General features: G+C 42.0%; 27 protein-coding genes and 2 pseudogenes. 24 read left to right on the top strand and 5 right to left on the bottom strand.

The window, feature by feature from the left end:
* Positions 1-245: 245 nt before the first annotated feature.
* Together D2A30_09550 and D2A30_09545 are read left to right on the top strand one after the other, a co-directional pair.
* Complete coding sequence (locus D2A30_09550; protein ID ULL21786.1) at positions 246-797, top strand: folate family ECF transporter S component; 552 nt, start codon at positions 246-248, stop codon at positions 795-797.
* 54 nt (positions 798-851) lie between these two features.
* Positions 852-2,108, top strand: coding sequence for a bifunctional folylpolyglutamate synthase/dihydrofolate synthase (locus tag D2A30_09545; GenBank protein ULL21785.1), 1,257 nt, complete (start codon positions 852-854; stop codon positions 2,106-2,108).
* Between the two features lie 44 nt (positions 2,109-2,152).
* Here the strand turns inward: D2A30_09545 and pepA are convergent, their stop codons facing one another.
* Positions 2,153-3,214: a glutamyl aminopeptidase gene (gene pepA, locus D2A30_09540; GenBank protein ULL21784.1), complete on the bottom strand. Its 1,062-nt coding sequence runs from the start codon at positions 3,212-3,214 to the stop codon at positions 2,153-2,155.
* A gap of 212 nt (positions 3,215-3,426) precedes the next feature.
* Here pepA and D2A30_09535 point away from each other — a divergent pair, with 212 nt between their 5' ends.
* From D2A30_09535 to D2A30_09520, 4 genes are read left to right on the top strand one after another with little or no spacing between them, the layout of a single operon-like run.
* Positions 3,427-3,711 carry a DUF4651 domain-containing protein gene (locus D2A30_09535; protein ID ULL21783.1) on the top strand — a complete coding sequence of 95 codons (285 nt, stop codon included), beginning with the start codon at positions 3,427-3,429 and terminating at the stop codon, positions 3,709-3,711.
* Positions 3,708-4,028 carry a thioredoxin gene (locus D2A30_09530; protein ULL21782.1) on the top strand — a complete coding sequence of 107 codons (321 nt, stop codon included), beginning with the start codon at positions 3,708-3,710 and terminating at the stop codon, positions 4,026-4,028. The genes D2A30_09535 and D2A30_09530 overlap by 4 nt, the downstream gene beginning before the upstream one ends.
* 43 nt (positions 4,029-4,071) lie before the next feature.
* On the top strand, positions 4,072-5,028 hold the full coding sequence (locus tag D2A30_09525; protein ULL21781.1) for a DUF1002 domain-containing protein: 957 nt from the start codon (positions 4,072-4,074) through the stop codon (positions 5,026-5,028).
* A gap of 18 nt (positions 5,029-5,046) precedes the next feature.
* On the top strand, positions 5,047-5,670 hold the full coding sequence (locus D2A30_09520; protein ULL21780.1) for a DUF4479 domain-containing protein: 624 nt from the start codon (positions 5,047-5,049) through the stop codon (positions 5,668-5,670).
* Between the two features lie 68 nt (positions 5,671-5,738).
* Here the strand turns inward: D2A30_09520 and D2A30_09515 are convergent, their stop codons facing one another.
* The gene (locus D2A30_09515; protein ID ULL21779.1) at positions 5,739-6,671 is read right to left on the bottom strand and encodes an alpha/beta hydrolase; all 933 of its coding nucleotides are present in this window, start codon (positions 6,669-6,671) and stop codon (positions 5,739-5,741) included.
* An 81-nt stretch (positions 6,672-6,752) separates the two neighbouring features.
* Between D2A30_09515 and D2A30_09510 the strand changes: the two genes are divergently transcribed.
* Positions 6,753-7,148: a single-stranded DNA-binding protein gene (locus D2A30_09510; GenBank protein ID ULL21778.1), complete on the top strand. Its 396-nt coding sequence runs from the start codon at positions 6,753-6,755 to the stop codon at positions 7,146-7,148.
* A 125-nt stretch (positions 7,149-7,273) separates the two neighbouring features.
* Here the strand turns inward: D2A30_09510 and D2A30_09505 are convergent.
* Positions 7,274-7,414: pseudogene (locus D2A30_09505) on the bottom strand (hypothetical protein).
* Between the two features lie 302 nt (positions 7,415-7,716).
* Between D2A30_09505 and D2A30_09500 the strand changes: the two are divergent.
* The 13 genes and pseudogenes from D2A30_09500 (at position 7,717) to glnA (ending at position 21,064) form a co-directional block, all read left to right on the top strand.
* Entirely contained in the window at positions 7,717-7,998 is a 282-nt protein-coding gene (locus D2A30_09500) for a co-chaperone GroES (protein ID ULL21777.1), read from the top strand.
* 98 nt (positions 7,999-8,096) lie between these two features.
* Complete coding sequence (gene groL, locus D2A30_09495; protein ID ULL21776.1) at positions 8,097-9,719, top strand: chaperonin GroEL; 1,623 nt, start codon at positions 8,097-8,099, stop codon at positions 9,717-9,719.
* An 11-nt stretch (positions 9,720-9,730) separates the two neighbouring features.
* Positions 9,731-9,962: pseudogene (locus D2A30_09490) on the top strand (hypothetical protein).
* Positions 9,949-10,362 carry a 30S ribosomal protein S12 gene (locus D2A30_09485; GenBank protein ID ULL21775.1) on the top strand — a complete coding sequence of 138 codons (414 nt, stop codon included), beginning with the start codon at positions 9,949-9,951 and terminating at the stop codon, positions 10,360-10,362. The pseudogene D2A30_09490 and the gene D2A30_09485 overlap by 14 nt, the downstream one beginning before the upstream one ends.
* 16 nt (positions 10,363-10,378) lie before the next feature.
* Positions 10,379-10,849: a 30S ribosomal protein S7 gene (locus tag D2A30_09480; protein ID ULL21774.1), complete on the top strand. Its 471-nt coding sequence runs from the start codon at positions 10,379-10,381 to the stop codon at positions 10,847-10,849.
* Positions 10,850-11,179: 330 nt separating this feature from the next.
* A complete protein-coding gene (gene fusA, locus D2A30_09475) occupies positions 11,180-13,261 on the top strand; it encodes an elongation factor G (protein ID ULL21773.1) in 2,082 nt (693 codons plus the stop codon).
* 226 nt (positions 13,262-13,487) lie between these two features.
* Positions 13,488-14,498 (top strand): type I glyceraldehyde-3-phosphate dehydrogenase, encoded by a 1,011-nt coding sequence (gene gap / locus D2A30_09470; GenBank protein ID ULL21772.1) that lies wholly within the window; start codon positions 13,488-13,490, stop codon positions 14,496-14,498.
* Between the two features lie 187 nt (positions 14,499-14,685).
* Positions 14,686-15,882, top strand: a complete 1,197-nt coding sequence (locus tag D2A30_09465) for an iron-containing alcohol dehydrogenase (GenBank protein ULL21771.1) — start codon at positions 14,686-14,688, stop codon at positions 15,880-15,882.
* Between the two features lie 17 nt (positions 15,883-15,899).
* The gene (locus D2A30_09460) at positions 15,900-16,742 is read left to right on the top strand and encodes an aldo/keto reductase (protein ID ULL21770.1); all 843 of its coding nucleotides are present in this window, start codon (positions 15,900-15,902) and stop codon (positions 16,740-16,742) included.
* 137 nt (positions 16,743-16,879) lie between these two features.
* On the top strand, positions 16,880-18,079 hold the full coding sequence (locus D2A30_09455; GenBank protein ULL21769.1) for a phosphoglycerate kinase: 1,200 nt from the start codon (positions 16,880-16,882) through the stop codon (positions 18,077-18,079).
* A gap of 648 nt (positions 18,080-18,727) precedes the next feature.
* The gene (locus D2A30_09450; GenBank protein ID ULL21768.1) at positions 18,728-19,243 is read left to right on the top strand and encodes an aromatic acid exporter family protein; all 516 of its coding nucleotides are present in this window, start codon (positions 18,728-18,730) and stop codon (positions 19,241-19,243) included.
* Between the two features lie 75 nt (positions 19,244-19,318).
* Positions 19,319-19,690, top strand: coding sequence for a MerR family transcriptional regulator (locus D2A30_09445; protein ID ULL21767.1), 372 nt, complete (start codon positions 19,319-19,321; stop codon positions 19,688-19,690).
* 27 nt (positions 19,691-19,717) lie between these two features.
* Positions 19,718-21,064 (top strand): type I glutamate--ammonia ligase, encoded by a 1,347-nt coding sequence (gene glnA / locus D2A30_09440; protein ID ULL21766.1) that lies wholly within the window; start codon positions 19,718-19,720, stop codon positions 21,062-21,064.
* Positions 21,065-21,506: 442 nt separating this feature from the next.
* On the opposite strand, the gene D2A30_09435 is transcribed toward glnA, so the two are convergent.
* A complete protein-coding gene (locus tag D2A30_09435; GenBank protein ULL21765.1) occupies positions 21,507-23,186 on the bottom strand; it encodes a ribonuclease J in 1,680 nt (559 codons plus the stop codon).
* 3 nt (positions 23,187-23,189) lie between these two features.
* Entirely contained in the window at positions 23,190-23,420 is a 231-nt protein-coding gene (locus D2A30_09430) for a DUF1447 family protein (GenBank protein ID ULL21764.1), read from the bottom strand.
* 322 nt (positions 23,421-23,742) lie between these two features.
* Here D2A30_09430 and D2A30_09425 point away from each other — a divergent pair, with 322 nt between their 5' ends.
* The 4 genes from D2A30_09425 (at position 23,743) to tsaD (ending at position 26,275) form a co-directional block, all read left to right on the top strand.
* Entirely contained in the window at positions 23,743-23,922 is a 180-nt protein-coding gene (locus D2A30_09425; GenBank protein ULL21763.1) for a hypothetical protein, read from the top strand.
* 235 nt (positions 23,923-24,157) lie between these two features.
* On the top strand, positions 24,158-24,841 hold the full coding sequence (gene tsaB / locus D2A30_09420) for a tRNA (adenosine(37)-N6)-threonylcarbamoyltransferase complex dimerization subunit type 1 TsaB (protein ID ULL21762.1): 684 nt from the start codon (positions 24,158-24,160) through the stop codon (positions 24,839-24,841).
* A complete protein-coding gene (gene rimI / locus D2A30_09415) occupies positions 24,838-25,278 on the top strand; it encodes a ribosomal-protein-alanine N-acetyltransferase (GenBank protein ID ULL21761.1) in 441 nt (146 codons plus the stop codon). Before tsaB ends, rimI begins: the two co-directional genes overlap by 4 nt.
* On the top strand, positions 25,268-26,275 hold the full coding sequence (gene tsaD, locus D2A30_09410) for a tRNA (adenosine(37)-N6)-threonylcarbamoyltransferase complex transferase subunit TsaD (GenBank protein ULL21760.1): 1,008 nt from the start codon (positions 25,268-25,270) through the stop codon (positions 26,273-26,275). The genes rimI and tsaD overlap by 11 nt, the downstream gene beginning before the upstream one ends.
* Positions 26,276-26,292: the final 17 nt, after the last annotated feature.

Below are 26,292 nucleotides of genomic sequence, written 5' to 3'. Positions count from 1 at the left end.
ATTGGCAGTAACCCTGCCAGTTTTTCTTATAGTCAGTAACTGTTAGGAGTAATAGATCTTGGCAATTGGTCAAACTGACCTCGGTATGATAAAATAGACTAGCAAAGAAATTTGCACAGAGTAGGTGGTTTGCGTTAAGTGTATGTGGATGGGATGTTGCCACATAACGAAGCGTCAGTGCGGTAAACCATTGCATCCGCTGTCGAATGAATACGACAGCTCCATTTCTTAAAAGGAGCGTTTTTATGGAAAAGAAAATTCCAAAACTGACTGTGCAGTTATTGACTGCCATTGCAGTGACCCTTGCCCTGGTCATGATTGTAGAGAATTATTTCTCAATCCGTCTTTCGGACACTTTGCAGGTTCAGTTTACCTTCATTCCCAATACTATTTTGGGAGCTATTGCGGGTCCAGTTTGGGCAGCTGTCTTTGCAGCTATTTCAGACCCAGTCTTTGTCTTGTTTAGCGGACAAACTGTTCTCTTTACTTGGATTTTGATTGAGGCGGTATCGGCTTTTATCTATGGCTGGTTCTTTTATCAAAAACCACTAGATATTAAAAATAAGGCTGACTGGTTCTATGTTGCTGGGGTTGTTGTTCTGATTCAGATTGTGATTTCCTTTATCATGACACCGATTGCACTCCATTTCCATTTTGAAACACCTTGGATTGCTTTATACAGTAGTCGCTTGATTAAGGCAGTTTTTGAAATTCCGTTACGCATCGTCGTAACCATGCTTGTCTTACCGAATTTACAAAAAATACCTGAGTTCGCAAAACTAATGGGTATTAAATAATATAGTATCCAGCAACAGGTCATCCCCCTGTTGCTCTTTTGTAGAGGTGAAATGATGAATTACCTAGAAACTCGCCGATGGCTATCGAATCGTCCTGCATCAGATTTAGAAAATGGTGTAGCACGTGTCAACTGGCTCTTGGAGCGCTTGGACAATCCCCAGCATCGTGTACCAACGGTTCACTTTGTGGGAACAAATGGTAAGGGATCGACCCTTAATGCCCTGCAGTTTATCATGCAGACTTCTGGATATACCGTTGGCCGGTTTACATCGCCGTCTATCATTGATTTTCGAGAACAGATTGTCTTTGAGCAGGAGATGATTTCAGAGGAGGACTTTGCGAGGATTGTGACAGACTTGCAACCCTTGATTGATAACTTGGACCAGACAGCAGAACTAGACGCCATCTCAGAGTTTGAGATTGTTGTAGTGGCTATGTTTGTCTATTTTGCTCACTACCAGCATCCCGATATTCTTTTGGTGGAGGCAGGCATGGGTGGTTTACTGGATGCCACGAATGTCTTAAGTCCATTGGCGGTAGTGTGCCCCTCTATTGGTCTAGACCATCAATCCTTTTTAGGGGAGACTCACGCTGCTATAGCCCGTCACAAGGTTGCTGTCTTGCGTGAGCGGGTCCCCCTCCTCTATGCGACCGACCAGCCAGAAGTGGAGGCGGTATTTGAGGATCACGCCAGTCAGCTTCAGAGTCCGACCTATGAGGTAGGGCGTGAGATTGTTTTGGAAAATAGAAGAGCAGGGTTTGCGGTTTCAAGCCCCTTCGGCCGAGTTGAGGATTTGAGGCTACAGATGCGGGGGCGTCACCAAGAGGTCAACGCAGCCTTGGCAGTGACCACAGCTCAGCTTCTTAGCTCACATTTTCCAAAGATTATCAATGAAACTATCAGCCAGGGCTTGTCCCAAGCCATCTGGCCGGGCCGCTTAGAATTGATGAAACCAACGCTTATGATTGACGGAGCCCACAATAATGAAAGTATCGCCGTCCTGACCCAGCTCTTAGAGGAAAACTATGCCGATAGAGACATCGATATCCTCTTTGCAGCCATCAATACCAAGCCTGTGGATCAGATGTTATCGAAACTTCGCCAATTTGGAACTGTTAGCGTCACAACCTTTGATGATTTCCGTGCGGTACAGCTGGATGATTATCCATCAGGTTATGAACGAGTTCAGACCTATCAGGAGTGGTTGGAGCAGGCGGACTTGGACAATCCCAAAAAACTTTACCTGATTACAGGCTCACTTTACTTTATTACTTATGTGAGGAAGTATATTTTAGAAGAGCTTATATAGAAAAAAGGCTTTGCCGGGCATTCTACCTAGCAAAGTCTTTTGTTTTAATAATTTTTAATCAAATCAACCGTTGAGCAATCTAGCTTTTTAACGATAGCTTGCAAGAAGGCTTGAGCCTCTAAGAAGTCATCCATGCTATAGAGAGTTTGATGGGAGTGGATGTAACGAGCGCAGACACCAATAGTTGTTGATGGAACACCATGATTTTTCAAGTGGGCTGCACCAGCATCTGTTCCACCTTTACCGCAGTAGTATTGGAATTTGACCCCTGCTTCTTCGGCAGTTGAGAGGAGGAAGTCTTTCATATTTTTTAACATGATGTGTCCAGGATCGTAGAAACGAAGCAGAGTACCGTCACCAATTTTTCCTTGGTCGCCATAAATATCTCCAGCTGGCGAGCAATCAACAGCAAGGAAAATATCTGGATTGAACTTGGTTGTAGAAGTATGAGCTCCACGTAGGCCAACCTCTTCTTGCACATTTGCCCCGGCAATCAACTGATTTGGCAAAGCTTGACCGGATAGGCTTTCTAGTAGTTCGGTCACCATAAGGACACCGAAGCGGTTGTCCCAAGCCTTAGAAATGACATTTTTTCCGTTGGCTGTTAGAATGGTTTCATTTTTGGGAATGAGAACATCCCCCGGACGAACGCCGAACCCCCAAGCTTCGTCATAATTGGCAAAACCAGCATCGAAAATAATATCAGCTATGGCAGGTACGCCTGGAGCGTTGCCCCCGCGTGTTAGATGTGGAGGGATGGAACCTGAAATGGCAGGAATGGTCCGACCGTCCTGTAGTTGAAGCGTAAAGGCTTGACTTGAAACGACCAAAGGGTTCCAGCCACCTAGCTCGACAACACGGAAAGTACCGTCTGACTTGATTTGGCTAATCATAAACCCGACTTCATCCATATGTGCAGCCACTAAGATGCGAGGAGCATTTTCAACAGTTGTATCCTTGATGCCAAAAATTCCACCTAGTCCATCTGTTTCGATGCGGTCTACATGCGGTGTGATTTGCTGGCGGATATGGTTGCGAACCTGTCCTTCAAAGCCTGGTAAGCTTTGTAATTCTGTAACTTCTTTAATTTTTTCAAAAAGAGTCATTCTTCTTCCTCCATGACATGATTACTACTATTTTAACACGAAGAGATAGACTTGTCTTGAAAATATGGAAAAATATACAATAAACACATGATGAAATCATGCTTTCTGAAAACTGAATCTTTTTCAAATGTTTGTGGAGAGTTTGTCTCAGCTGTCACAAGTCCAATGGCATTTTTGGGAAAATTCCGAGGAAATATGATAAAATAGTCAACATGAAAAAGAAAAAGACAGCCTTGCTAGCAGGCTTATTGGGGGCAGGTGTGCTCACTGCTAGTGCTCAATTTTACCGTAAGGTTCAGGAAGACCGTAAAAAAGCACAGGCCTTGCAGGAGGTGCGTGACTTTTTCGCTATTGTAGGAGAAATTGCGACGGTCTATGTGGATGAAACAGCCTCAACGCAAGACTCTCTCGTTGGAGGAGTTGTGATGGAGGCAGGACAGGTATTTCTATTTGAAAATGCGCAAGGTTCTATTCAATACAGGGAGGAAGAAAGATGATTTTTCCAACAAATCTTGAAGAAGTAGCTGCCTTGATTGAAGATGGCAAGCCAACTGTTTTTCTATTTGTGACGATTTGGTGTGGAGATTGCCACTATATCAAACCGCATTTGCCAGCTATCGAAGAGGCTTTTCCAGATTTCCGTTTTGTACAACTGGATCGAGATGACTTTATGTCTTTGGCGCAGGAATGGGCTATTTTAGGCATTCCAAGTCTGGTTGTTTTGGAAAATGGTAAGGAAATCGGTCGTTTTGTCGATAAGAATCGCAAAACCAAGGAAGAAGTCATGAACTTCTTATCTGGATTGGGTAGATAGAATAGCAGAGAAGCTCTGCAATGTCCAAAAGAAAGGAAAGAACATGAAGAAATCACTTGGAAAAATCCTTCTAGCACCTGTGGTGCTGGGATTGAGTTTGAGTCTTGCTCCCTTGGTGCAGGCTGAGATTCAAACAGATGTAATAAATGAAAAATGGGCCAAGCCAACACTGGTCTATGGTGGCGGTTTGTCAGATGAGCAGGCGACAGAGGTTAACAATCTATTTGGTATTTCGGATGTCAATAATGTTAGTCGTCAGGTGGTTGTTGGCACGGATATGGACCAATATTTAGGTACATCTGGAGCGGATACAGCTTCCCTCTATTCATCTGTCTTGGTGCAAAAGCAGGATGCTGGAAAAGGGGTAGTGGTGGATATTAAGACGCCACAGAACATCACCTTGATTACCGAAACACAGTATGCCAATGCGGCTATTACAGCTGGTGCGTCGGATGTCTTGATTGATGTAGCTTCTCCGATTCAGGTAACGGGGGAGTCTGCCCTGACAGGTGTTTACAAGGCTCTCGCGGCCAATGGTGAAACAGTTGATACAGCCCGGACCGAAGTAGCTCAACAGGAGCTAGAGACAGTCAATGAAGTGGCGACGGCTCATACAGGTGACTCCAATTTTGATAGTTCAGCCTTGGATAAGGCGGTAGCAGAAATCAAGACAGCTCTTGCCGACTACAAAAAGTCCAATGGTCAGGTAGCGTCCGAATCAGATATCAATACTATTATTAACGATGTCTTGGGCAATAACGGTTTGGAAAATGTCATCACAGCAGATGAAGTTTCAAAATTGGTTACCTTTGCGAAAGCCTATCAGGAAACCTCTGCCATTGATTCGGCTGAAGTTGCCGCTCAGCTCAACCAGTTCAAGCAACAGGCGGAGCAACAAATTTCAGCAGCCTATAAGAATTTACAAGATTCAGGGATTTTAGAAAAAATTGGTGCCTTCTTTGAAAATCTTTGGAAGGGTTTGACCGGTTTATTTGCATAAAGGAGAGATGAGAAAGAAATGATTTTTACATATAATAAAGAACAGGTCGGCGATGTTCTGATGGTGATTGTGGCTGAAGACAAGGGTCAGCCTGTCCAGTTTGAGCGCAAAGGTCAAGTGGCGCGTGTTTTCTTAGAAGAAACAGGAAAAACAGTGGCCTGGAATATCTTTGATGTATCGAGCTTGATTGAGATTGCCGGAAATGGGCAAGTTTTCCTGACAGACGAGCAAGTTGCGACCTTGAATGCAGTATTAGCAAAAGAGGGCTTTACTGAAAGCTTGGTCAACGACAATGTTCCAAAGTTCGTAGTCGGTCAGATTGTGGAATTGGTTCCTCATCCAGACAGCGACCACCTCAATATCTGCCAAGTCAATGTCGGTGACAAAACAGTGCAAATCGTAGCTGGTGCCCCAAATGCTGCCCAAGGTTTAAAAACCATCGTGGCTCTTCCGGGGGCAATGATGCCGAGCGGTAGCCTGATTTTCCCAGGAAAGTTGCGCGGTGAAGATAGCTTTGGTATGATGTGCAGTCCGCGTGAATTGGCACTGCCAAACGCACCACAAGTTCGTGGTATTATCGAATTGGACGACTCCGCAGAAGTCGGAGCAGCATTTGAACCAGCTAAACACTGGAAGGGATAAGAAGAAATCGAACGGGAATAGCAACCGTTCGATTTTTAACTTTGAATAATTTGTTGTAAATAATTGTGTTATCGTGCAAATTCTTTTATCTGTTCTGCTAATTGTTGGGGGAGGTAATCATGGACATAGTGAGGGCAATCTAATTGTATGATTTTGATATTATTTGCGTTCTTAGAGAATTGATGAGCGTAGCCCAACCATTCTGCCCGTGTAAACCCTGTTCCATCACCATTTGAAACGAACAAGAGCATTGGGATACTGGGAGTTGCCAGATTGTTGACTATATCAGCATTTTCTTTAAGTTCTTCTAATTCGTTTAGTATATTGGTTGAAATTGGGCGATAGTGCAGTAGGGCTTGATAGGTAGCCTTTTCTTGATTGGATAGATAGGTTTGGTTAAGGGCTGGTTGATTGGCCAAACTGGGAAAGAAACGTGTTATTCCAAAATGAGATGCAAACGAGAGAGCGTGAAATAGGGAAGGCTTTATATCCATTGTCTGGTAGGAGGCGGGGAATGCCATGTCTAAGCCAACAATAGCCTCCACTTCGTCAGGATAGTGATTGGCCCAATAGAGTGCCTCGAGACTGGATAATGAATGAGGGCAGAGGATTAACTCTCCTTGAATGCCTAGCTGTTTCAAGGCTGAGCGAGTGTCTGCTACGATGGTTTGTATTTCTCGTTCCTCATCAATATCGTCGCTAAATCCGTAACCAAATTTTTCAACGACAATAATTCTAAAATCATCTTTTAGTCGAGAGGTCAAGGCTTGAAAGTCGAGTATAGGAGAGGTAGTTCCTCCACCTGCTAAAAACACAAGTGTTTTGTTACCTTTGCCCTCAACTAACACATTCATATTCTTATTTTTAATAGTAACTGTTTGTCCTAGTGGTTGCCGAAGTGGTTGTTCCAGTTGAATTTGAATCTGGTGATAACAGTATATAGCCGTGATAACGATCGTGACAGCTAACAGCAGACGGTGTAATAGCCCCTTGATCTTCATTAGAATACTCCTGTAGATATATTTTTCTGATTTTTTCATTTTATCATCTTTCCTACGAATAAATAAGTAGGAGGATATAATATGTATAATAAAATCATTGCAATCGGTCGCTTGACGGCCCAACCGGAACTGACTCAAACGCCAAATGGCAAAAATCTGACTCGTGTAACAGTCGCAGTCAATCGCCGTTTCAAGACAGAAAATGGCGAACGTGAGGCAGATTTTCTCAATGTTATTTTCTGGGGCAAACTGGCGGAAACACTTGTCTCCTATGGCAGCAAGGGTAGTCTGATTTCTATTGACGGTGAGTTGCGAACGCGAAAATACGAAAAAGACGGCAGCAACCACTATGTGACCGAAATCTTAGGTCAATCTTTCCAGCTACTCGAAAGCCGCGCCCAACGTGCTATGCGTGAAAATAATACTGGTGATGACCTAGCTGACTTGGTCTTGGAAGAGGAGGAATTACCGTTTTAAAGCAATATCAGTCCCAAGACCGATGGAGCGTATTGAAAAATAGGTTATACTTTAGTTAATCCTAAATATTTTTCATATCTCCTTAAAGACACCAATGAAAGTTGGTGTTTTTTGCTGTTCATTTTCTATATTTCCACCATTCTATCAGCATGATAATTAGAGAAAGTAGGATAACTCCGTAGAAGAAAAAGATGATGTAGTGAGGATGGCTAAAGAAAAATATCCAGACTAGCCAGAGTAGATATGCGAATATTATTTTGCCCCAAAAGCCTAATTTTCGTTTTAAAAACCATTCTCAAAACTTTCGTAGGCTGAAAATCGGCTTTCTAGGTAATCTGTTTTTAAATGTCGAAAATAGTTCATTACAGTCCTGCCTTCACTTCTTTTAGACAATAGTATAGCATATGTTTACAAAAATTAAAATACAAATTATTTTTATCAGACTTAGGGCGGATTTTCACGAAAAAGAGATAGAATTTTATTGACTATTATTGACCAAGTGATATAATAAGAAATGTGAGTTAGCACTCACACGTATAGAATGCTAAAAATATTAGGAGGTAGTAGAATGTTAAAACCATTGGGCGATCGTATCGTTGTAAAAATTGAAGAAAAAGAACAAACTGTTGGTGGCTTTGTCCTAGCAGGTGCAAGCCAAGAAAAGACAAAAGAAGCAAGTGTACTAGCGATTGGACAAGGAATTCGTACCTTGAATGGTGACTTGGTTGCCCCAGCGGTAGCAGTTGGAGATACTGTTTTAATTGATGCTCATGCAGGCTTGGAAGTCAAAGACGGTGACCAGACCGTTCACATCATTCGTGAAGCTGATGTTTTAGCAATCGTTGAATAAGAAACTACTAATAGAAAAAGATTTGAACCCGCTTGTGAAATTGTAAGAAATGTGAAATAGGATTTTTTATTGATTTAGGCGGGGAGGGAGGTATAATTATGGCAAAAGAAATTAAATTTGCAGCAGATGCTCGTGAGAGAATGGTTCGTGGTGTCGATATTTTGGCTGATACGGTCAAAGTAACCTTGGGACCAAAAGGTCGCAATGTTGTCTTGGAAAAAGCTTATGGATCACCACTCATTACAAACGACGGTGTGACAATTGCCAAAGAAATTGAGCTGGAAGACCATTTTGAAAATATGGGTGCTAAGTTGGTATCCGAAGTGGCTTCAAAAACCAATGACATCGCTGGTGACGGTACAACAACTGCTACTGTTTTGACACAAGCGATTGTTCGCGAAGGCTTGAAAAACGTGACTGCAGGTGCCAACCCAATCGGTATCCGTCGCGGGATTGAAGCAGCAGTTACAACAGCAGTTGAGGCTCTGAAGGCGCAGGCCAATCCAGTTTCAAATAAAGAAGAAATTGCTCAAGTCGCAGCCGTGTCTTCACGTTCTGAAAAAGTTGGTAAGTACATTTCAGAAGCTATGGAGCGCGTGGGAACAGATGGTGTTATTACCATTGAAGAATCTCGCGGTATGGAAACAGAATTGGATGTCGTTGAAGGTATGCAATTCGACCGTGGTTATCTGTCACAATATATGGTAACAGATAATGAAAAGATGGTGGCAGAACTTGAAAATCCATTCATCTTGATTACCGATAAGAAAATTTCTCATATTAAAGATATTTTGCCACTTTTGGAAAGCATTCTCCAAACCAATCGTCCATTGTTGATTATTGCTGACGATGTGGATGGGGAAGCCTTACCAACACTTGTACTCAACAAGATTCGTGGTACTTTCAACGTAGTTGCTGTTAAGGCGCCAGGATTTGGTGACCGTCGTAAAGCTATGTTGGAAGATATTGCTATCTTGACAGGCGGTACAGTGATTACAGAAGACCTTGGTTTGGACTTGAAAGATGCGACGATCGAGGCACTTGGTCAAGCAGCTAAAGTTGTGGTCGATAAAGATAATACAACCATTGTTGAAGGTGCTGGAAATCCAGAAGCAATTGCCAACCGTGTCGCTGTTATCAAGTCACAAATTGAGGTAACCACTTCAGAATTTGACCGTGAAAAATTGCAAGAGCGCTTGGCTAAATTGTCAGGTGGTGTCGCTGTCATCAAAGTTGGTGCTGCTACTGAGACTGAGCTGAAAGAAATGAAACTCCGTATCGAAGACGCCCTCAACGCAACACGTGCCGCAGTTGAAGAAGGAATCGTAGCCGGTGGTGGTACAGCTTTTGTCAATGTTATCGATAGTGTAGCGAAATTGGAGTTGACAGGCGACGATGAAACAGGACGTAATATTGTCCTTCGTGCCTTAGAAGAACCAGTTCGTCAGATTGCCTATAACGCAGGTTATGAAGGTTCAGTTATCATTGACAAGTTGAAGAATTCTGAACTTGGCACTGGTTTTAACGCAGCGACAGGCGAATGGGTCAACATGATGGATGCAGGTATTATTGATCCTGTTAAAGTAACACGTTCAGCTCTTCAAAATGCAGCTTCCGTAGCCAGCTTGATTTTGACGACAGAAGCAGTTGTTGCCAACAAACCAGAACCAGCCACTCCAGCTATGCCACAAGGTATGGACGGAATGGGTATGGGCTACTAAGTAATAGTAAAATGACACAGCTGATTGGCTGTGTTTTTCTTGAAATTTTCAAACATATCTATTTGACAATGGGTTTGGGATGTGATACTATATTAGACGGTACTTTTTACTTTTGGTCTCTCAAGAGTGTACAGGGACGTGCTGACAAATGTTGCAAAAGTACACACAGATAGGGGTTGTCACCAATGCCCTATCACCAAAAATAAAAAATATATACAGGAGAATGTAGATGCCTACAATTAACCAGTTGGTACGTAAACCACGTAAGTCTAAAGTAGAAAAATCTAAATCACCAGCTTTGAACGTTGGTTACAACAGCCGTAAAAAAGTTCAAACAAACGTTTCATCACCACAAAAACGCGGTGTTGCAACTCGTGTCGGAACAATGACACCTAGAAAACCTAACTCAGCCCTTCGTAAATTTGCTCGTGTACGTTTGAGCAACCTTATCGAGGTTACTGCTTACATCCCAGGTATCGGTCACAACTTGCAAGAACACAGTGTGGTTCTTCTTCGTGGTGGACATGTAAAAGACCTTCCAGGGGTACGTTACCATATCGTTCGTGGTGCACTTGATACTGCTGGTGTAAACGATCGTAAGCAAGGCCGTTCTAAATACGGTACTAAACGTCCAAAAGGTTAAGAAGGGGGAAATATAAATGAGTCGTAAAAATCAAGCGCCTAAGCGCGAAGTATTGCCAGATCCATTGTATAACTCAAAATTGGTAACTCGTTTGATTAACCGTGTTATGTTGGACGGTAAACGTGGTACTGCTGCATCAATCGTTTACGGTGCCTTTGATCAAATCAAAGAAGCAACTGGCAATGATGCACTTGAAGTATTTGAAACAGCAATGGAAAACATCATGCCTGTACTTGAAGTACGTGCACGTCGTGTCGGTGGTTCTAACTACCAAGTTCCAGTTGAAGTTCGTCCAGAGCGTCGTACAACACTTGGTCTTCGTTGGTTGGTAACAATCGCTCGTAACCGTGGTGAGCACACTATGATCGATCGCCTTGCGAAAGAAATCATGGATGCAGCAAACAACACTGGTGCATCTGTTAAGAAACGTGAAGATACTCACAAAATGGCAGAAGCAAACCGCGCATTCGCACACTTCCGCTGGTAAGATTAAGATACGAGGGCGTCAAGCAACTCCTAGACAAAATAGGGAAGCGAAGCAGATTGCTGTGCAATCAATGAAGTTCATCTTTTTGTCAGTGAGTTGTAGTCCGAGTTCAATTAAGATACGAGGACGTTAAGTCAGTTCTACATAAATCAATTGTGATTGTGATTATGGTACCAACTTTTCGTTCAATCATCACAAATCGGATTGAGGCTTGCCTCAGCCATTTAACACCATTAGTAAGAAATTAAGCGGGTGGGATTTACCCACCCGCTTTTCTTAAAATATGGTATAATCAAAATAGAAATCTAAAAATATAGGAGAACAAACCTCATGGCACGCGAATTTTCATTGGAAAAAACTCGTAATATCGGTATCATGGCGCACGTTGACGCGGGTAAAACGACGACAACTGAGCGTATTCTTTACTACACTGGTAAAATCCACAAAATCGGTGAAACTCACGAAGGTGCATCACAAATGGACTGGATGGCGCAAGAGCAAGAACGTGGTATAACTATCACATCTGCTGCAACAACAGCTCAATGGAACAACCACCGTGTAAACATCATCGACACACCAGGACACGTGGACTTTACAATCGAAGTACAACGTTCACTTCGCGTTCTTGATGGTGCGGTAACTGTTCTTGACTCACAATCAGGTGTTGAGCCACAAACTGAAACAGTATGGCGTCAAGCAACTGAATATGGTGTTCCACGTATCGTATTTGCGAACAAAATGGATAAAATCGGTGCGGACTTCCTTTACTCAGTAAGCACACTTCATGATCGTCTTCAAGCAAATGCTCACCCAATCCAATTGCCAATCGGTTCTGAAGATGAGTTCCGTGGTATCATTGACTTGATCAAGATGAAAGCTGAAATCTATACTAACGACCTTGGTACAGATATTCTTGAAGAAGATATTCCAGCTGAATACCTTGAGCAAGCTGAAGAATACCGTGAAAAATTGGTTGAAGCAGTTGCTGAAACTGATGAAGAATTGACGATGAAATACCTTGAAGGTGAAGAAATCACAAACGAAGAATTGAAAGCTGCTATCCGTAAAGCAACTATCAACGTTGAATTCTTCCCAGTATTGTGTGGTTCAGCCTTCAAAAACAAAGGCGTTCAGTTGATGCTTGATGCGGTTATCGACTACCTTCCAAGCCCACTTGACATCCCTGCTATTAAAGGTGTTAACCCAGATACAGATGCTGAAGAAGAACGTCATGCATCAGATGAAGAGCCATTTGCAGCTCTTGCCTTCAAGATCATGACTGACCCATTCGTTGGTCGTTTGACATTCTTCCGTGTATACTCAGGTGTTCTTAACAGCGGTTCATACGTATTGAACACTTCTAAAGGTAAACGTGAGCGTATCGGACGTATCCTTCAAATGCACGCAAACAGCCGTCAAGAGATTGAAACTGTTTATGCAGGTGACATCGCCGCTGCGGTTGGTTTGAAAGATACTACAACTGGTGACTCATTGACAGATGAAAAAGCAAAAATCATCCTTGAGTCAATCCACGTTCCAGAACCAGTTATCCAATTGATGGTTGAGCCTAAATCTAAAGCTGATCAAGACAAGATGGGTATTGCCCTTTCTAAATTGGCTGAAGAAGATCCAACATTCCGCGTTGAAACAAACGTTGAAACTGGTGAAACAGTTATCTCTGGTATGGGTGAGTTGCACTTGGATGTCCTTGTTGACCGTATGCGTCGTGAATTCAAGGTTGAAGCAAACGTAGGTGCTCCTCAAGTATCATACCGTGAAACATTCCGCGCTTCTACACAAGCTCGTGGTTTCTTCAAACGCCAGTCTGGTGGTAAAGGTCAATTCGGTGACGTTTGGATCGAATTCACACCAAACGAAGAAGGTAAAGGTTTCGAGTTCGAGAACGCTATCGTCGGTGGTGTGGTTCCACGTGAATTCATCCCAGCGGTTGAAAAAGGTCTCGTAGAATCTATGGCTAACGGTGTTCTTGCTGGTTACCCAATTGTTGACGTTAAAGCTAAGCTTTACGATGGTTCATACCACGATGTCGACTCATCTGAAACAGCCTTCAAAGTGGCAGCATCTCTTGCCCTTAAAGAAGCGGCTAAATCAGCTCAACCAACTATTCTTGAGCCAATGATGCTTGTAACAATCACTGCACCTGAAGATAACCTAGGTGACGTTATGGGTCACGTTACTGCACGTCGTGGTCGCGTCGATGGTATGGAAGCTCGTGGTAACACACAAATCGTTCGTGCTTATGTACCACTAGCTGAAATGTTTGGTTACGCAACTGTTCTTCGTTCAGCAACACAAGGTCGCGGTACGTTCATGATGGTATTTGACCACTACGAAGATGTACCAAAATCTGTACAAGATGAAATCATTAAGAAAAACGGCGGCAATGCATAATTGCTAAACCAGGCAGCTTCGGCTGCCTTTTTCATTTTTTCATTAAAATTTTCATAAATAGCTTACAAGACAGAGGTGGCAAATACTTGCAATTTTCGTCAAATAGTTATATAATAATCACGTTGAAAACTTTCTTGTAAGTCTACAAGTTACAATTTTCACAATAGGATTAAAAGGCTTGCCTTTTAAAAAATATAACTCGATTTTCATAAGGAGGAAATCATAAATGGTAGTTAAAGTTGGTATTAACGGTTTTGGTCGTATTGGCCGTCTTGCATTCCGTCGTATCCAAAATGTTGAAGGTGTTGAAGTTACGCGTATCAATGACCTTACAGACCCAACTATGCTTGCACACTTGTTGAAATATGACACAACTCAAGGTCGTTTCGACGGTACTGTTGAAGTTAAAGATGGTGGTTTTGAAGTTAACGGCAAATTCGTTAAAGTTTCTGCTGAACGCGAACCAGCTAACATTGACTGGGCTGCTGATGGTGTAGAAATCGTTCTTGAAGCTACTGGTTTCTTTGCTTCTAAAGAAAAAGCTGAACAACACATCCACGAAAACGGTGCGAAAAAAGTTGTTATCACTGCTCCTGGTGGTAACGATGTTAAAACAATCGTTTTCAACACTAACCATGACATTCTTGATGGTACTGAAACAGTTATCTCAGGTGCTTCATGTACTACAAACTGTTTGGCTCCAATGGCTAAAGCACTTCAAGATAACTTCGGTATTGTTGAAGGTTTGATGACAACTATCCACGCTTACACTGGTGACCAAATGATCCTTGACGGTCCACACCGTGGTGGTGACCTTCGTCGTGCTCGTGCTGGTGCTGCTAACATCGTTCCTAACTCAACTGGTGCTGCTAAAGCTATCGGCTTGGTAATCCCAGAATTGAACGGTAAATTGGACGGTGCTGCACAACGCGTACCTACTCCAACAGGTTCTGTAACTGAATTGATTACTGTTCTTGAGAAAAATGTAACTGTTGACGAAGTAAATGCTGCTATGAAAGCTGCTTCTAACGAATCATATGGTTACACTGAAGATCAAATCGTTTCTTCAGATATCGTAGGTATCTCATTCGGTTCATTGTTTGACGCAACTCAAACTAAAGTTCTTGATGTAGATGGTAAACAATTGGTTAAAGTTGTTTCTTGGTACGATAACGAAATGTCTTACACTTCACAACTTGTTCGTACTCTTGAGTACTTCGCAAAAATCGCTAAATAATCCTTAGTGAAAATCAAAGAGGCTTCGGCCTCTTTTTTTGCGATTCCGTTTCTGAAAATCCAATTTTCGAATGAGACGTGATATACTTATCATATAGTTAGCTGTTGAATCTTGGAAAAAATTCGCTGTAATATACTTTTGAGGTATACGAAATGTATACAATAAGGATGAGTAGAAAGGAAAAGAAATGAATAATTTTCGATTACAGATTCCTACAGATATTCGTTTTGGTCGTGACCGTTTGTCGGAATTACCAGAAGTATTAGGAACCTACGGAAAAAATGTTCTTTTGGTTTATGGCGGAGGGTCAATTAAACGTTCAGGATTGTATAACCGTGTACTAACTTTACTAAATGAGCATGGTTTTACTTTTATTGAATTAGCAGGTATTGAGCCAAATCCTAGAATCGATTCTGTCCGAACAGGTGTAGATCTTATTCGAAAAAACGGTATCGAAGTAATTTTAGCTGTAGGCGGGGGATCCGTTGTTGATGCGAGTAAAGTCATGGCTGCGGGAGCGTTTTATGATGGCGATGCGTGGGATTTAGTAAAGGATAGTAGCTTGATAGGAAAGGCAATCCCTATTGTTGATATTTTGACACTGGCAGCAACAGGAACAGAAATGAACAGGGGTGCTGTTATTTCCAATATGGTTACAAATGAAAAACTTGGTACAGGAGGCTGGGAGTTGATTCCAAGGGCATCGTTTTTAGACCCAACTTTGACATACACCGTATCAAAATGGCAAACTGCTGCTGGTGCTGCTGATATGATGAGCCATCTGTTTGAACAATATTTCAATCGAACAGAGGGAGTAGACGTTCAAGATAGCATTGCAGAAGGCTTGTTGAAAACAATTATCAAGTATGGTCCGGTTGCAATAGCTGACCCAGAAAACTATACTGCTCGTGCAAATTTACTTTGGAGTTCTACCTTGGCCCTAAATGGTTTGGTGGCTGGAGGTCGATTAGGCGGTTGGACCTGCCATGCAATTGAACATGAATTGTCAGCTTATTACGATATTACACACGGAATTGGTCTTGCAATTCTAACCCCAAGATGGATGAAGTTTTGCGTGGATACAGATCCGACAACTCATGCAAAATTTGCAGCTTATGCACGAAATGTGTGGGGATTAGTTGAAGGAAAAGAGGAAGGACTGGCCAGACAGGCTATTGCTAAGACGTATTCGTTTTTTGAAAATGAATTAGAAATTCCAATGAAATTATCAGATGTCGGAATTCCGACGCAAGAATTGGTAAGAGTGATGAGTGAACAAGCAGTTCTACATGGGAAACTGGGAGGGAATGTATTTGTGCCCTTAACTGTTGAAGATGTTGAGGCAATTGTGCGTGATTCATTTATCCCTATGGAAAAATTTTAGTAAGTGAGGAAAGAAAGATGGAAAAATATACATTAGTCAATGGAGTAGAAGTTCCAAAGATTGGTTTCGGTACATGGCAAATTCCTGAAGGGGAAGTTGTATATCAGAGTGTTAGACATGCCCTGCAAGTTGGTTATGTTCATGTCGACACAGCTCAGATTTATCGCAATGAAGTGGGTGTGGGACGAGCTATTGCAGACAGCAAGTTGGACCGGAAAGAAATCTTTGTAACGACTAAGATTTGGAATGATAAGCAGGATTATGAATCTGCAAAGGCATCAATTGATGAGTCCTTATCGAAGTTAGGTCTAGACTATGTAGATTTACTTCTTATTCATTGGCCAAATCCTGTAGAATTGCGTGAAAATGATGCATGGAATAAACGGAATGCGGGTGTCTGGAAGGCTTTAGAAGAGGCCTATAAAGAAGGAAAGACGCGTGCGATTGGGGTATCAAACTTTATGGTTCATCACTTAGAGGCATTGTTTGAAACCGCTGAAACGAAACCTCATATCAATCAAATTCTGTTAGCTCCTGGCTGCCCTCAAACTGAGCTAGTTGATTTTTGTCGTCAACACCAAATTTTGTTAGAGGCTTACAGTCCACTTGGAACAGGAAGTATATTTGGGAACCCTGTTGCACAAGAAGTAGCTGAAAAGTATGGTAAATCTATTGCACAAATTGCACTTCGTTGGTCTCTGCAAAAAGGTTTCTTGCCATTACCAAAATCAGTAACTCCTGCAAATATTGAAGCAAACTTGCATATTTTTGATTTTGAATTATCGGAAGAGGACATACTCCGACTCGATGGAGTAGATGGCGTGAACAGCCAGAGCAATCCGGATGAAGTTAATTTTTAATTGGGTATCGCTCGGGTAGATACTCAGCTACGACCGGAATCATTGTTACAAATATCACAATAAGTGAGATTTTAATAGGCATTTAATGAATAATGTGCTATAATTAGTAAGATAAAAATTTTTAAGGAGTCTAACTAATGGCTAAATTGACAGTTAAAGACGTTGAATTGAAGGGCAAAAAAGTTCTTGTCCGTGTTGATTTTAACGTTCCTTTGAAAGATGGCGTTATCACTAACGACAACCGAATTACTGCTGCTCTTCCAACAATCAAGTATATTCTTGAGCAAGGTGGACGTGCCATTCTTTTCTCTCACCTTGGTCGTGTGAAAGAAGAAGCAGATAAAGAAGGTAAATCATTGGCTCCTGTAGCAGCTGACTTGGCGGCTAAATTGGGTCAAGAAGTTGCTTTCATCGCTGGTGCTACTCGTGGTGCTGAATTGGAAGCGGCTATCAATGCTTTGGAAGATGGACAAGTTCTCCTTGTTGAAAACACTCGTTTCGAAGACGTTGATGGAAAGAAAGAATCTAAAAACGACGAAGAGCTTGGTAAATACTGGGCTTCACTTGGTGATGGTATCTTCGTTAACGATGCATTTGGTACTGCACACCGTGCACACGCATCAAACGTTGGTATCTCAGCAAACGTAGAAAAAGCAGTAGCTGGTTTCCTTTTGGAAAACGAAATTGCATACATCCAAGAAGCTGTTGAAACTCCAGTGCGTCCATTTGTGGCAATCCTTGGTGGTTCAAAAGTATCTGATAAGATCGGTGTTATCGAGAACCTTCTTGAAAAAGCAGACAAAGTTATTATCGGTGGTGGTATGACTTACACATTCTACAAAGCTCAAGGTATTGAAATTGGTAACTCACTTGTAGAAGAAGATAAATTGGATGTGGCAAAAGCGCTTCTTGAAAAAGCTAATGGTAAATTGATTTTGCCAGTTGACTCAAAAGAAGCAAATGCATTTGCTGGATACACTGAAGTTCGCGACACTGAAGGTGAAGCAGTTTCAGAAGGCTTCCTTGGTCTTGACATCGGTCCTAAGTCAATTGCTAAGTTTGACGAAGCGTTGACTGGTGCAAAAACAGTTGTTTGGAACGGCCCTATGGGTGTGTTTGAAAACCCAGACTTCCAAGCTGGTACAATCGGTGTAATGGACGCAATCGTGAAACAACCAGGTGTAAAATCAATCATCGGTGGTGGTGACTCAGCTGCTGCAGCTATCAACCTTGGCCGTGCAGACAAGTTCTCATGGATCTCAACTGGTGGTGGCGCATCAATGGAGTTGTTAGAAGGTAAAGTATTGCCAGGTCTCGCAGCTCTTACTGAAAAATAAGTTCAATAAACTTGAAGGCTAAAATGCAACGGATTTCCGTTGCATTTTGTGCATCGCGTAGAGTTTCTACGAAGCTAAGCGAGTTAGAAAGTCTAGCAAGGTGAAAAGTGCTTCCAGGACTTGCAGCTCTTACTGACAAGTAAAAAATTGCGATGAAATGAGGCAGGGGCCTGAGCTCCGGTCTTTTTTTGAATGCAATTTGCGCTCTGATGTGTCGGTTCGGAGGAAAAAGTTTTGTTGTGTAATCATTTTTTGTTTATACTCTTCGAAAATCAAAATCAGACGTTCTTGACAGCCTGTTCCCTTGAAATATAAAAGGAACAGAGTTCGATTTGCATCAGAGCGAAACAAACTACGTTCGCCTATTTTCAACCTCCAAAGGGGTTTCCCGAACCTTTGGAGAAAGTCTGGTTTTGATTTTCATTGAGTATTACTTCGTAAACTAACCTTTTCAAGCTCTACTTATGCTTGTGGCTTCTTGTCTCGTATTAAAATCAATTATAGGATACTTTTTTGTAAAGTTGGGAATTCTTTTTCTTTGGTGGCGTTGAAGTATCTGGTATTATTTTTACACTAAAATGTCCGAATGATTCATAACATTATGTGCATTTAGAATCATTTTTTAACAAATCATGTTAGAATAGAAGTATGTTAAAGAGATATAAATTTGATACCCAGAAGTTTAAATTGGGTATGAGAACTTTAAAATCAGGTCTAGCTGTATTTTTAGTCATTTTATTGTTTCATCTTTTAAAATGGGATGGTATTCAGATTGCGGCTCTCTCAGCAGTTTTCAGTCTTCGTGAAGATTTTGGGAAAAGTGTGCATTTTGGCTCTTCCCGTGTACTTAGTAATTCCATAGGTGGCTTTTATGCCTTGCTTTATTTTATTCTAAGTGATCTATTTTCTAATAATTTTTGGGTTACCTTAATTTTTATCCCTATTTTTACGATGCTAACCATTATGACGAATGTTTCGTTTAATAATGCTCCAGGTGTCATTAGCGGGGTTGCTACGATGTTGATCATTGCTCTCTCAGTTCCTGCAGGAGATTCGATTTTCTACGCCCTCCAAAGAGTTTTTGAAACTTTCGTCGGGGTATTTATATCTGTCATTGTAAATTATGATGTAAATTTGATAAAAAATCGATTTTATAAAGAATGATGTCATAAAACCTGACATCGGGTCTTGACTGTTTATGAATTCTGCCCTATAATAGTGTGCAGAAAGGAGTTCATTATGAGAGAAAAAGAGTTTCGACGTTCCTTGGCTATTTTTCCAATTGGTAGTGTAATGAAATTGACTGATTTAACAGCGCGTCAGATTCGTTACTATGAAGATCATGGGTTGATAAAACCAGATCGGAACGAAGGTAATCGCCGCTTGTATTCTCTAAATGATATGGACTTACTCCTTGAAATTAAAGATTTTTTGGATGAGGGCCTAAACATTGCAGCGATTAAAAAAGAATACGCCAATCGTAAAGCAAAGGAAAAGGTTCAAGCAGAACAGAAAACTTTAACCGATGAGGATGTGCGTCGTATCCTACATGATGAATTTAGCAGACAAGGACGATTTTCAAGTCCAAGCTCGATCTTTCGGTCGTCGTAATAGGTTTAATTAAGAGGAGAAAAAAATATGGTTGTCACAACAGCGGATATTAAACGTGATATTAAAGAGAAAAATGTTACATTTCTACGTCTCATGTTCACTGATATTATGGGAGTGATGAAAAACGTAGAGATTCCTGCGACAGAAGAGCAGGTTGAAAAAGTTTTATCAAATAAAGTTATGTTTGATGGTTCGTCTATTGAAGGTTTTGTACGTATCAATGAATCTGATATGTACCTTTATCCAGATTTAAACACATGGACTATTTTTCCTTGGGGAGATGAAAATGGCCGTGTGGCAGGCTTGATTTGTGATATTTATACGACTGAAGGTGAACCGTTTGCGGGAGATCCACGTGGAAACTTGAAAAAATCTCTTCGTCGGATGGAAAAAGAAGGCTTCTCATCCTTTAACCTTGGTCCAGAACCAGAATTCTTCTTGTTCAAAATGGATGAGCAAGGGAATCCAACTCTTGAAGTGAATGACAAGGGTGGGTACTTTGACTTGGCGCCTACAGATCTTGCGGACAATACTCGTCGTGAAATTGTAAATGTTTTGACTGAAATGGGATTTGAAGTTGAAGCGAGCCACCACGAAGTAGCGGTTGGTCAGCATGAAATCGACTTTAAATATGCGGATGTTTTGAAAGCGTGTGATAATATCCAAATCTTTAAGTTGGTTGTTAAGACGATTGCACGAAAACATGGCTTGTACGCTACATTTATGGCTAAACCTAAATTTGGAATTGCTGGTTCAGGTATGCACTGTAACATGTCACTCTTTGATAAAGACGGTAATAATGCCTTCTTTGATCCAGAAGATCCTCGTGGCATGCAATTGTCAGAGACAGCTTATCACTTCCTTGGTGGTTTGATAAAACATGCTTATAACTACACTGCAATTACCAATCCTACAGTAAACTCGTACAAACGTTTGGTACCTGGTTTTGAAGCTCCTGTTTATATTGCTTGGGCAGGTAAAAACCGTTCTCCATTGGTTCGTGTACCTGCATCACGTGGATTGGGAACTCGCTTGGAATTGCGTTCAGTAGATCCAACGGCTAACCCATATTTGGCTATGGCAGTTCTTTTGGAAGTTGGATTAGATGGTATCGAACACAAGATTGAGGCTCCTGCTCCAGTAGAGTCAAATATTTATGCAATGTCAGATGAAGAACGTCGCGAAGCAGGTATTGCAGATCTTCCATCAACTCTTCACAATGCTCTTAAAGCCTTGAGAGAAGATGATGTTGTTCGTTCGGCATTGGGTGACCATATCTATACTAACTTTTTGGAAGCTAAGAAGATTGAGTGGGCAAGTTACGCAACTTACGTTTCTCAATGGGAAATTGATAACTATTTAGATTTGTATTAATGAGCATTTGCAAAAACTAAATTATTCTCATTCAGATCAAATTTTGAATATTAAAAAATAGCTTAGAATCAACGTTTCTAATGACGTTATTCAAAGCTATTTTTTTACTATTGAACCTTAATTTTCGCTTTTCAAATTTTGGGCTCAAAGCTTTCTTACCGCGCTCTTTCATTTTTAAGCTCGGGCTGAAACAGTCTCTTCCCAGACTGTTTCACTCCCCTGGACCTTTGTTTTCGCTTTTCAAATTTTAGGCTCAAATCTTTCTACCTCGCTCTTTCATTTTAAGCTCGGGCTGAAACAGTCTCTTCCCAGACTGTTTCACTCAACTGGACCTTTGTTTTCGCTTTTGAAATTTTGGGCTCAAAGATAAAAAGGTCCACTGGACCTTTGTTTTCGCTTTTCAAATTTTGGGCTCAAAGATAAAAAGGTCCACTGGACCTTTTTATTTATCCGGAGTGAGAATCATTGGGATAATGATTGGCTCACGTTCTGTTTTTTCATATAGGAATGGTCGGAGAGCGTTGACAATTGCTCCATTGACCGTTTGGATGCTTGCGTCCTTATTGCGCATGGCGATTCGTATGGCATCAAATAGAATTCGTTGGCTTTCACGGATAAGATCTCCTGATTCACGCATATAGATGAATCCCCGACTAAGGATATCAGGACCAGCAAGAATCATTTTCGACTTGAAGTCGACCGTTGCAACAGCGAGAACGACACCGTCTTCAGAGAGATCGCGTCTATCTTTAAGAACAGCTGCACCGATTTCGCCAATCCGATTGCCATCAACGTAAATGTCTTGGGCGTTGAATTGACCGGCTATGCGAGCTGAATCTTTTGTAAGTGCAAGGACATCACCATTTTCCATGATGAAGATGTTTTCTTTAGGAACGCCAGTATCGACAGCTAAACTAGCATGGATTTTTTGCATACGGTATTCGCCATGAACAGGCATGAAGTATTTTGGTTTGATGAGACGGAGCATGAGTTTTTGCTCTTGTTGGCCACCGTGTCCAGAGGTATGGATGTTGTTAATCTTACCGTGGATAACATCTACACCTGCTTCAATCAGAATATTGATTAATTTGTTAACCCCTGTGGTATTTCCCGGAATAGGACTGGACGAGAAGATAACAGTATCACCTGGTTGAAGTTGGACTTGTCTGTGGGTACCATGAGCAATTCGAGAAAGTGCAGCCATAGGCTCACCTTGACTACCTGTACATAGAATTAAGACTTCATTAGCTGGATATTCTTTTATTTCATTTGGTTCGATAAAGGTACCTTTGGGGACCTTTATATAGCCTAATTCAATACCATTTACAATTGCTTTCTCCATTGAACGGCCAAAAACTGCAATTTTTCGACCTGTTTTTACTGCTGCATCGGCTGCTTGTTGAAGGCGGAAAATGTTGGAGGCAAATGATGCAAAGATAATACGACCGTGAATGCCTTTAATCAATTTCATAATGGATTGACCAACAACTTTTTCGGAGTTAGTGAAGGTTGGAACCTCTGCGTTAGTTGAATCGGATAAAAGACAGAGGACTCCCTCTTCACCGAGCGCAGCCATACGGTGCAAGTCAGCTGGTTCTCCAACGGGAGTGAAGTCAAATTTAAAGTCACCGGTGCAGACAATTTTACCTTGGGGTGTGTCTACGACGATTCCAAGTGGTTCTGGAATTGAGTGAGTTGTCCGGAAAAAGCTAACTTTTAAGTGTTTAAAGGTAAGCTCTGTCTTATGATTAATCTCATGGAGAGTAGCATCACGAAGCAGGCCATGTTCTTCCAATTTACCGCGTATCAAAGATAGTGCTAGCGGACCAGCATAGATAGGTACGTTCGCTTGTTTGAGTAAGAATGGAATTCCTCCAATATGATCTTCGTGACCGTGTGTGATGACTAGACCTTTGACACGGTCTAGATTTTCAACGATATAGGAGTAGTCTGGGATGACATAGTCAATACCTAAAAGATCGTCTTCAGGAAATTTAATACCTGCGTCAACAATCAAAATTTCATCTTGGTATTCAATACCATAGGTATTTTTTCCGATTTCTCCCAAACCACCGATGGCAAAGACGCCAACTTCTTGGGGTTTTAGATTTATTGCTGACATGGATTAGAACTCCGTAATACTAAAATCAGCATGCTCCTTCTCATATTGGAGGTGCTTTTCGGATAGAAGTTCGATGAATTCGATATTGTATTGTGGGTATGTTTTTTCTACTAGCTCACGCGCAATAATACGACCTTGTAATTCGCTTTCTGCTTCAACTTCCATGTAAAGTGAGCGTGTCTGTTCGCGACGAGGACTCACTTTTGACTCTTGATAAAAAACTTTATAAATCATATGTTATACATATTCCTTTCTGCTTTGACTGCAACCTACGAAAAAAGACCCAAATAGTTTTCTATTTGTTGCTTGGTATTCAGTTTTCTAGAGTTGTTGATTTCGACAGTCTAAATAATTCTCCTTATTATATCATAAAGTTAGGACTTGGTAAATGGAAGTGTTAGAAAAATGAAAATCAGGTGAGAACCTGGGTGGTATATTCTGAAATTATCATGAATCACGAATATAACATTGTAAGTTGACAAAAATATAAATGTTTATTATGACAAATCTAACAATATACAATATATTGTGATGGTTCACTGAGAGGAGCTAGACCATGGGGAAAAGACCAGAGGTAGGGTTAGGTCAATTTTATCTTCTCGTTTGGTCAAGCAAAAAGGATGTCGTCAGAGGAGATTTTACAGTAGCCCAGCTATCACTTTTTGAGTTGGGTCAATCCATGTTAGCAGCGGACAAGTTGATTGTGGCAGTTGAGGGAATCAACATTAGTTCATGAATTGCTCACCATATCGATGAGGATATTCAATATGACCAAGTAGTAGAATTAAAGAAAGAATCAAAGGCATAACAGACTGGGAAATCATACCCCAGTCTTTTCCATTATTTGAAAAAAACTTCAATATAGCTTACAATAGAGAGTAGCATTGAAAAGTCTTTCAGTTTGCTTTTAGTAGTAGTACTATCGTCGCAGTAATAAAAGCAAACCGATTGACGTAAGGAAAGAGAAATTTATGAAAATACTAGCTTTAGACAGCTCCAATCAGGCTCTTTCGGTTGCCTTGGTGGAGGACGGTTGTTTGCAGGCGGAAACTCTGCTGGCTGTCAAGAAAAATCATAGCATCAGCCTCATGCCTGTGGTCGATTTTTTGGTAGCACAGGTGGGCTGGACACCGAAAGACTTGGATCGGATTGTGGTCGCTCAAGGCCCGGGCTCCTACACGGGTCTGCGGGTGGCGGTGGCGACTGCCAAGACCTTGGCCTACACTCTCAAGATTGACTTGGTGGGGGTATCCAGTCTTCAGTCTCTGGTTCCTCCTAGCCTGACGGGTCTGGTGGTGCCTCTCATTGATGCCCGCCGTAACTGTGTCTATGCAGGTGTCTATGAAAATGGCAGAGCAGTCGAGGCAGATTGCTACTGGTCTTTTGAAGACTTGCTTTCTAGCCTGGCTGGCAAGGAAAATATTACCTTTGTCGGAGAAGTAGAAAACTTTATCGAGCAAATCGAGCAAGCTCTGCCAACTGCTCAGTATCGAGCCAGTCTGCCGTCTGCCTATCAACTGGCGGTGATTGGTCAAGACTTGCCAGCAGTAGATGTCACCAGCTTTGAGCCCAACTATCTCAAGCGAGTAGAGGCAGAGGAGAACTGGCTCAAGGACAACAAAGCGGGCTCAGAAAGTTATATCAAACGTGTATGATAGAGATTAAACACTACGATGGTCAGGAAAATCTGGCAGAGTCTATTTTGGCAGTTATGCAGTCGGTCTATGAGCAATCTCCATGGACTCTGGAACAGATTGGCTCCAGTATGGCTAGTCAGGATGAGGACTACTATCTAGCCTATGAGGGTCAGGAGTTGGTCGGATTTTTGGCTGTTCAGACGGTGCTGGATGAGATGGAAATCTTGCAGATTGCTGTCAGGGCTGATTTTCAGAGGTTGGGAATCGCCAGTCAACTGATGGCTGCTGTGATGGACTGGGAGGGGGACATCTTCCTCGAAGTGAGGGAATCTAACAGAGCAGCTCAGGCCCTCTATACACGCCAGCATTTTACCAAAATAGGAAAACGAAAAGACTACTACCGCCATCCTGTCGAGGACGCGGTGATGATGAAGAGAGAACGTGATGAAAGATAGATTGATTTTGGCGATTGAGACCTCCTGTGACGAGACCTCGGTGGCTGTTTTGCGAAATGATGCGGAGCTTTTGTCCAATGTCATTGCCAGCCAGATTGCCAGCCACCAGCGGTTTGGTGGGGTGGTGCCTGAGGTGGCCAGCCGTCACCATGTGGAAGTGATTACGGCCTGTATCGAGGAAGCCTTGTTGGAGGCGGAGGTGACGGCAGAGGACTTGACGGCTGTGGCGGTGACCTATGGGCCTGGCTTGGTCGGTGCCTTGCTAGTGGGGATTTCGGCAGCCAAGGCGTTTGCTTGGGCTAATGGCTTGCCGCTCATTCCTGTCAATCACATGGCAGGGCATTTGATGGCAGCACGTGCGGTCAAGGAATTAGAATTTCCCCTCTTGGCACTTTTGGTCAGCGGTGGGCACACGGAGTTGGTCTATGTGTCAGAGGCGGGCGATTACAAGATTGTCGGTGAAACGCGAGATGATGCGGTCGGAGAGGCCTATGATAAGGTGGGGCGGGTCATGGGTCTGCCCTATCCAGCTGGTCGGATTATTGATGAATTGGCTCATGAGGGGCAAGACATTTATGATTTCCCTCGTGCTATGATAAAAGAAGATAATCTGGAGTTTTCTTTTTCTGGACTCAAATCCGCCTTTATCAACCTCTACCACAATGCCCGGCAGAAAGGTGAAACCATATCCAATGTGGACCTGTCAGCCTCATTTCAAGCCTGTGTCTTAGATATTCTTATGGCTAAGACCAAGAAGGCCTTGGAAAAATACCCTGTTAAGACCTTGGTCGTGGCGGGCGGTGTGGCAGCTAATCAGGGCTTACGAGAACGGTTGGTTGCTGAAATTACCGATGTGGAGGTTATCATTCCCCCGCTTCGCCTCTGCGGTGACAATGCAGGTATGATTGCCTTGGCAGCCGTTAGTGAATATAACAAAGAAAATATTGCTGGTTGGAATTTGAATGCCAAGCCAAGCTTAGCTTTTCCGCAAAAATAAGTGGATGAAGAAGGTTC

Source organism: Streptococcus suis, assembly GCA_022354845.1.
Classification (GTDB): Bacteria; Bacillota; Bacilli; order Lactobacillales; family Streptococcaceae; genus Streptococcus; species Streptococcus suis_AA.
The sequence above is the reverse complement of the archived record's forward strand: the minus strand, read 5'-3'. Positions and strand labels throughout refer to the sequence as shown.